Origin of the sequence: Fibrobacter sp., from assembly GCA_024398965.1 — a bacterium.
Taxonomy (GTDB): domain Bacteria; phylum Fibrobacterota; class Fibrobacteria; order Fibrobacterales; family Fibrobacteraceae; genus Fibrobacter.
The window spans coordinates 1-6,931 of the sequence record JAKSIF010000084.1 but is presented as its reverse complement, the minus strand read 5'-3'; the positions used below and the strand labels follow the sequence as shown (position 1 = coordinate 6,931).

The 6,931-nt window shown below is 47.9% G+C and carries 5 protein-coding genes; 1 reads left to right on the top strand and 4 read right to left on the bottom strand.

Annotation, left to right across the window (positions count from 1 at the left end):
- On the bottom strand, positions 1 to 1,436 hold a 1,436-nt coding region (gene gltX / locus MJZ26_14405), incomplete at its 3' end, for a glutamate--tRNA ligase (GenBank protein ID MCQ2106969.1).
- Between the two features lie 64 nt (positions 1,437 to 1,500).
- On the bottom strand, positions 1,501 to 2,613 hold the full coding sequence (locus MJZ26_14400; protein MCQ2106968.1) for a nucleotidyltransferase family protein: 1,113 nt from the start codon (positions 2,611 to 2,613) through the stop codon (positions 1,501 to 1,503).
- 172 nt (positions 2,614 to 2,785) lie between these two features.
- Here MJZ26_14400 and MJZ26_14395 point away from each other — a divergent pair, with 172 nt between their 5' ends.
- On the top strand, positions 2,786 to 4,111 hold the full coding sequence (locus MJZ26_14395) for an AAA family ATPase (protein ID MCQ2106967.1): 1,326 nt from the start codon (positions 2,786 to 2,788) through the stop codon (positions 4,109 to 4,111).
- Positions 4,112 to 4,185: 74 nt separating this feature from the next.
- Here MJZ26_14395 and MJZ26_14390 read toward each other — a convergent pair whose 3' ends face one another.
- A complete protein-coding gene (locus tag MJZ26_14390) occupies positions 4,186 to 4,323 on the bottom strand; it encodes a hypothetical protein (GenBank protein ID MCQ2106966.1) in 138 nt (45 codons plus the stop codon).
- A 141-nt stretch (positions 4,324 to 4,464) separates the two neighbouring features.
- Positions 4,465 to 5,433, bottom strand: coding sequence for a hypothetical protein (locus MJZ26_14385; GenBank protein ID MCQ2106965.1), 969 nt, complete (start codon positions 5,431 to 5,433; stop codon positions 4,465 to 4,467).
- Positions 5,434 to 6,931: the final 1,498 nt, after the last annotated feature.

Here is a 6,931-nt window from a genome sequence, read left to right as displayed (position 1 = left end):
AGTGTTTCTTCCTTACCGATGATTTCGAACATTTCCCACAGGCCAGGACCAGCGGTAACGCCAGACACAGCGAGACGCGGTGCGCCCACCAGTTCACCCACCTTGTGGCCGATGCGTTCTGCGAGAGCGTAGAATTCCTTTTCGATCACGGTGGTCTTGAAGTCTTCGATGGAAGCCAGCATGTCGCGGACCTGCTGGCAGAGGGCCTTGGAGCCTTCACCGAAGTGCTTCTTGGCGCCCTTTTCGTCGTAGGATTCCGGAGCCTTGAAGAAGTAGGTGGACATTTCTGCCAGGTCCTGCACGAAGTGGGCGCGGGGCTTCAGGTTCTTCACGATTTCCAGGAGACGAGCTTCCGGTTCATTGGACAGGTCAAAGCCCTTAGCTGCCAGACCTTCCTTCATAATGCCGAGGAGCATAGCGTCGTCGCACATGTGAATGTGCTGACCGTTCATCCACTGGAGCTTCTTTTCGTCGAAGCTTGCGGGCTTCGGGTTGATGCGTTCCAGGGTAAAGCAGTCAATCATTTCCTTGATGGTCATGACTTCGCGGTCGTCGCCCGGATTCCAGCCCAGGAGAGCCAGGTAGTTCACCAGAGTTTCCGGCAGGTAACCGAGATCGCGGAAGTCACCAACGGATGCTGCTCCCTTACGCTTGGAAAGCTTACCACCGTTCTTATCCAGAATCACCGGCAGGTGGCACCATACAGGAGGTTCCCAGCCGAAAGCCTTGTACAGCAGTTCGTGCTTGGGAGTAGAAGAAATCCATTCGTCGCCACGGAGAACGTGGGAAGTTCCCATCAGGTGGTCGTCACAAACACTTGCGAAGTGATAGGTGGGGTAACCGTCGCGCTTGATGAGAACCAGGTCGTCCAGCAGTTCGTTCTGGTAGGAGATGTGGCCGCGGATCATGTCGTCGAATTCGGTAACGCCAGTTTCGGGAACCTTGAAGCGGATCACAGCCTTTTCGCCGGCGGCAATGCGGGCCTCGGCTTCTTCGCGAGGAATGTTACGGCAGTGACGGTCGTAACCGGTCACGGAAACGCCGGCCTTTTCCTGTTCAGCACGGACTTCCTGGAGGCGTTCTTCGGTGCAGAAGCAGTAATAGGCGTCGCCGGAGTCCAGCAACTTCTTGATCTGTTCGTTATAGATGTGCAAGCGTTCGCTCTGGAAGTAGGGGCCGCAATCCTTTTCACAACCCGGACCTTCGTCCCACTGCAGGCCAAGCCACTTCAAGTCGCGCATCAAGTCGTGGAGAGCGGTTTCGTTGTAGCGCTTGCGGTCGGTGTCTTCGATACGCAGGTAGAAAACGCCACCCATGGCCTTTGCGAAGAAGTAGTTGTAGATAGCGGTACGGGCGCCACCAACGTGGAGGTAGCCAGTGGGGCTAGGTGCAAAACGCACACGGACAGGACGCTTATTATTGCAGCAATCGCACATATTAATTTCCTTGGTTAAATTTTTTCTATGTCAAAAAATAGCAAAAAGAAAGAAGCGTTGAATATCAGAACTTCTCGTCCCTAAGGGAAATCTTGCGCAGCCGGATTCGTGTCGAAGTGTTTTCTACAAAAACTTTCCAGTAATCGACTTCCGCCCAGAAGGTTTCCGCCAAATCGAAGCGCCAGTAACTTAAGGATTTCTTGCGCTTGCCAAGCCACCAGTAGAGCCATTTGAGGCGACCGCCTCCTACATGGCGACCAAAGTTGCCACCCTGCAGGATTTCCCGCAGGAGCCACCGTCCACGGAATTCGTCGGGCTTGCAAAGCATCAGACTTTCGTCAAGACCAAACGATTCACGAAGCAGCCACATGAGGGCGCCCGCAATTTTTCTCAATCCAAAGCAATCCAGGTCCGCCATCAGTTCGCGGCGTTCGCTTTCGCTGGAATGCCTAAGCAACACATAGTAATCTACAATCTGCCGGAGCCCTACCCCGCCGCCTATAAAATGACGGTAGATATGCGACAGCTGCATGGCCAGCGCAAACTTCGTGGAATGGGCGCAGAAACCTTCGGGAACCTCCACCGAGTTCAGGATTTCCCTGTCCAGATATTTCAGCAGCCGCCTTGTCGTAAACAGATTGTAGTTGCCCGAAGACGTGCGGAAATGAACTTCCACATCAATTCCACGGTCATTTTTCATGTGGGTGTGGTGCGGCGAAGCCTTCTGCGATTCCTGCATTCCAGTTTCCCGCAGCAAACCCACGACGCTCTTTTTCCCGCCGGAAACCCAGATATCGATGTCACCCGGCTGCCTGCAAAGCGGATTCGGGTAAAGGCGGGCATTGGCCTGGCCTTTCAAAACGGCGCAGCTTCTGCCATGCCCCTTGAAAAATTCCGTAAGCTTTGCGGCTTCCTCATTCAAAATCTTGTTCAGGCCACTAAAGGATTCCGCTTCGCTGGCCCACTGGAACATCAGTTCCATGGGAGGGCGCAGCTCCTGAGGCAACTTCATCACCCCGTCAAACGCAAGCCCCAGAAGAGTCTGCCGGTCCGCCTCGTTGTAAATGCGTTCCCACTCATCCGCAGACAGCCGCGGAAACGCGCCAACACTTGCCCCCGGACACCCAAGCGCAATACGCAACAGAAGGAAAAAATTATCGTATCTGGAAAAATCCATAGCATTCTCATTAGGGCGACAAAACGACATTTTGTCAATTCTTCGCCCTAAAGTATAAAAAATTTACAGCAATAATCCTGCAGAAAATCCACTACAGGCATGTTTTTATATTGAAATATCTCCACAAATTCACTATATTCATGTTGAATTACATCTATAAATTGGATTTTTCATGTTTAAACGCAAAGTTTACGACAAACTTCTGTACTGGAAAGAGAACCTTGCCGGAGAATACGCCTGCCTGCTTGAAGGGGCAAGGCGCGTGGGCAAATCAACCATCGCCGAGGAATTCGCAAAGCAGGAATACAGGTCCTACATCAAAATCGACTTTGCGAATGTTACCGACGAGTTACTGGACGTATTTAGGGATGTCGCCAACCTGAATCGATTTTTTCTGCGCCTACAGGCCGAAACAAACGTGGTTCTCTACGAAGGAGAATCCGTCATCATTTTTGACGAAATCCAGCTTTATCCCAAGGTCCGCCAGGCAATCAAGTATCTTGTAAAAGATGGCCGATACCATTTCATTGAGACCGGCTCCCTGATTTCCATAAAAAAGAATGTGAAAGGCATTGTCATCCCCTCTGAAGAACACAAAATCAGCGTTCATCCAATGGACTACGAAGAGTTCATGTGGGCCATTGGCGAAAACACGGACCTGCTTAAAACCATCGCAAAGTCAGGGACTTCTTTGGGAGATTCTACAAACCGCACCCTCATGCGAAACTTCAGGCTTTACATTGCCGTAGGCGGCATGCCACAGGCCGTTGACGCCTATATCCGTTTCAACAACTTCAACCGAGTTGACGAGGTCAAGCGTGAAATCATCGGGCTATATCTGGAAGACCTCAAGAAAATTGACGCATCGGGCAGACTGTCCGACATGTTCAAGTCGGTTCCGAATCAACTCGCCCTCAAGAAAAAGCGTTTTGTACTGACCGCAGCCACCGGGAAGAAAAAGACGTCCAAGGACGAGGATCGCCTTTTCGATTTGATCGATTCCAAAATCGTACAGCCTTGTTACCACGTCACGGAACCGAGCCCGGCATTATTTCAGACAAGGGAGCCAAACAACTTTAAGCTCTATCTTTCTGACACAGGCTTGTTTACTACAATACTCTTTAACAACGGAAACGGCGATCACGAAGGAATCTACAAGAAGCTGCTGAGCGACAAGCTTGACGCCAACCTTGGATATCTTTATGAAAATGTTGCCGCCCAGATTCTAACCACCTGCGGACGGGACCTTTTCTACCACACTTGGGCAAAAGAGAACAGTACGCACTCTTACGAGGTGGACTTTCTGGTGACGGACAGGAACAAGGTTGTCCCCATAGAAATCAAGTCTTCCGCTGTCAGGAATCATGACTCCATAAGCAAATTTGCAGAGCGTTACAGCAGATGCGTCGGCAGGCAGTTCCTGTTCTCACAGCAAGACTGCAGTCATCAGGGTTCCCTGGAGTTGAGGCCATTATATTTATTGCCCTTTATTCTTTAAAGTATAAAAGTCCCTCCGATTTTGGTCGGAAGGACTTTCGTTTTTTTACCGCAAATTGAAAACGCAAAGGCGAATTAGGCCTTGGTGTTTTCCACGGCATCGGCGTTGTAGCCTAGACCGCCGCCAAGTTCGCTACTTCCTGCAAGGAGACTTGTGCGAGCCTTCAGCTTGACTTCCTTCATTTTCGGAGCCTTGTATTCTTTCTTCTGCATATGGTTTTCCTTTTTTATATGATTATAACTTTCAATGTTTCTGGTAAATCGTTGTCCGAAGATCCGCTTGCCTGGAGCAGGCTTGTGCGGGCCTTCAGCTTAACGATTTTCATTTCCGGCTTGACATAGCCACGCTTCGGCTTACCTGACAATGACTTTCTTTCCATTGTTGTAGTAGGTTCCCTTAGCGGTCGGGCGCTTGACGCCAAGGAATCGGCCCTTCAGGTCGAACCAGCGGTCACCTGCGTTGCGGAATTCGCCAGTGCGGGTGTTAATGGTTCCGATAACGGTTGTTTCCTCGTCTGAGTCACCGCCCACAATGACCACGTCCATGGATTCCGGGAGATTGTCAATGCTTGCCACGGTGCGAGACTTGGCAAGGGCTGAAGCGGGCTTGGGGGTTACAACTGGCACATAGCGCAAGTAGGCGCGTAAGGGATAGATGTAGGCGCCGGCCTTGACCTTACCGAAGGTTCCGATGCTTACACCGTCGTTATCGCCTTCCGCACTAGCAAAGCCATAGGTGGTTCCGATTTCTTCGGCATTGTGGTCTTCGTCCCAGTTCCTAAACTCATAGGTACCCACGAACTGCCAGTCGCCAGCGGTACTGGACTTGGTTCCAGTGGTGGTATTGAAGGTGACGCCACCGGTTACTACAAGATTGCTTGCATCATCTGAGGCAACCACGATGTACGGGGTATTTGCCTGAATTTCGCTGACAGGAGACACCTGGACTTGCCATTCGCCATCTTTTTTCACTACATCATGGAGACCATAGAAACTGACGCCGGGCACGTTGCTTGCGCTCGTAGCAAAGGGCAGCATGACAGTGGAGTACTTACCAGCGACATAGCTACGGTTGAGAGTTACGTCGCCAGAAACCTCGATGCCATCCATATCAGCAACAGCTACGTCAGAAGTACCATCGATAGTTGCAGAGGATCGGTCTGCTGCAATGGTGACGGCACCGAAAGGCAATCCGGCAACAAGATCAACATCTACATTACTAGTAGAAAGGAGTCCCTCAGAAACATTTACATATCCTGCGGTTTTATCGCTGTTAACATAGATGAATGCTTTCCCTGATTTTTCAAGAGTATGAACTAGCATATCTGTTTTACAAATTGTACTGCGAGTATCTACACTAACATTAACCAATACTAAATATTGATTACCCGCTTCATATGAAAAATCAGACATCACAAAACCAGAAGGTCCTTCGACAGCCCAAACAGAAGCTGATACGCACGGAGATGGCGTTTTAAACATAACCTGCTGACCAGCGGCCACAGAGGCTGTTAAACGGATGCTATTATCTACAAAGATACTATCAACGAAAGCCGTATATGTAGCATTTTCAGATGCGGCAACAATTTCAGGAGTCCATGCAATAAAATACTTATACACAGCACCAGCATCTCGTACAGGTAAAGTTGGGAGATTAGGAACTTCGCCTTCATAAACAATACTAGAAGGTAATTCATTTCCGTCCGCATCAATATACGTTATAGTGTATGGATTCACTATATTGAGCGTCAAGACATTTGAATAAAGTGTATCCAGAGACTCTTCTTCTGTAATACCCATGCGAATTTTCACGCCATCAAAACTTGACGTATGAATGGCAAGAGTATTTGCCATGGCGCTACTCACTATTGTAGTGATCGACCCATCAGCGTCATCCGAATAAAGAATTGGTGTGGACAATTCTTTCCAGTCACTTCCATCATAATACTGTACAATCTTATACACCCCATAATTATTAAACTTTCGAGAAAAATCTGCAACCAGTGTAACATTATCGTCAACACTATTGATATCTATTTCTGTTACAGCATCAGCCTTTGTATACGTTACAGAGCTACGATTTTTTCCATTAAGATCAGATTTTGTTACATAGGCAGAAATGGAGCCTAATGTAAAATGCAAATCAAGATAATTGACTAGCGCAACTGTAGCATGTAAATTATCTGCATAATAGCTATAAGAACCTAATTCATTGCTATAACCAATGCGTCTTGGAAAAATTCTAAAAGATGAAAAACCTGCATTTTTTAGAGAATCAACCTGTTCCTTTATGTAAATCCCATAAGAGTTGTCTGAACGGCTAGCAACCGCTTTTATTATACCGAAGATTCGCTTTGGAGAGGAGCATTCTGATTCTACTGAGCAAAACCTGCCGTTACTTTCATCAAAATTTATTATGGAGGAAACATAATCCTTGTTTGGAGAATCCGTTAGTATTCCGTAACCATAATATTCCTCCATACCATGGTAAACAAAACTAGTTTCTTTAAGCTTTTCGGCAAAAATGAAATCGTAGATACGATTTTCAATTAAAGATGAATTTTTCTTAAATTCATCGTCAAAAGATAACCAGCCCGTGGTAGAGTTGTACTTCATATTTGTCAAGTATCTAGTACTAGTCATATCAACAACCTGGTAATAATCAACGTAGGCCGCACTAGCATTATTCGCAAAAGCTGCTACCGTAATTAGCGGCAATGCCATTTTTTTGAGTATTGAGAGTTTCATTGTTTTTCCTTTTTATTGGAGGCATCATCAACATGTGTGGAAGCATTTAGGCAGCCTTGCTAGATGATCCTCT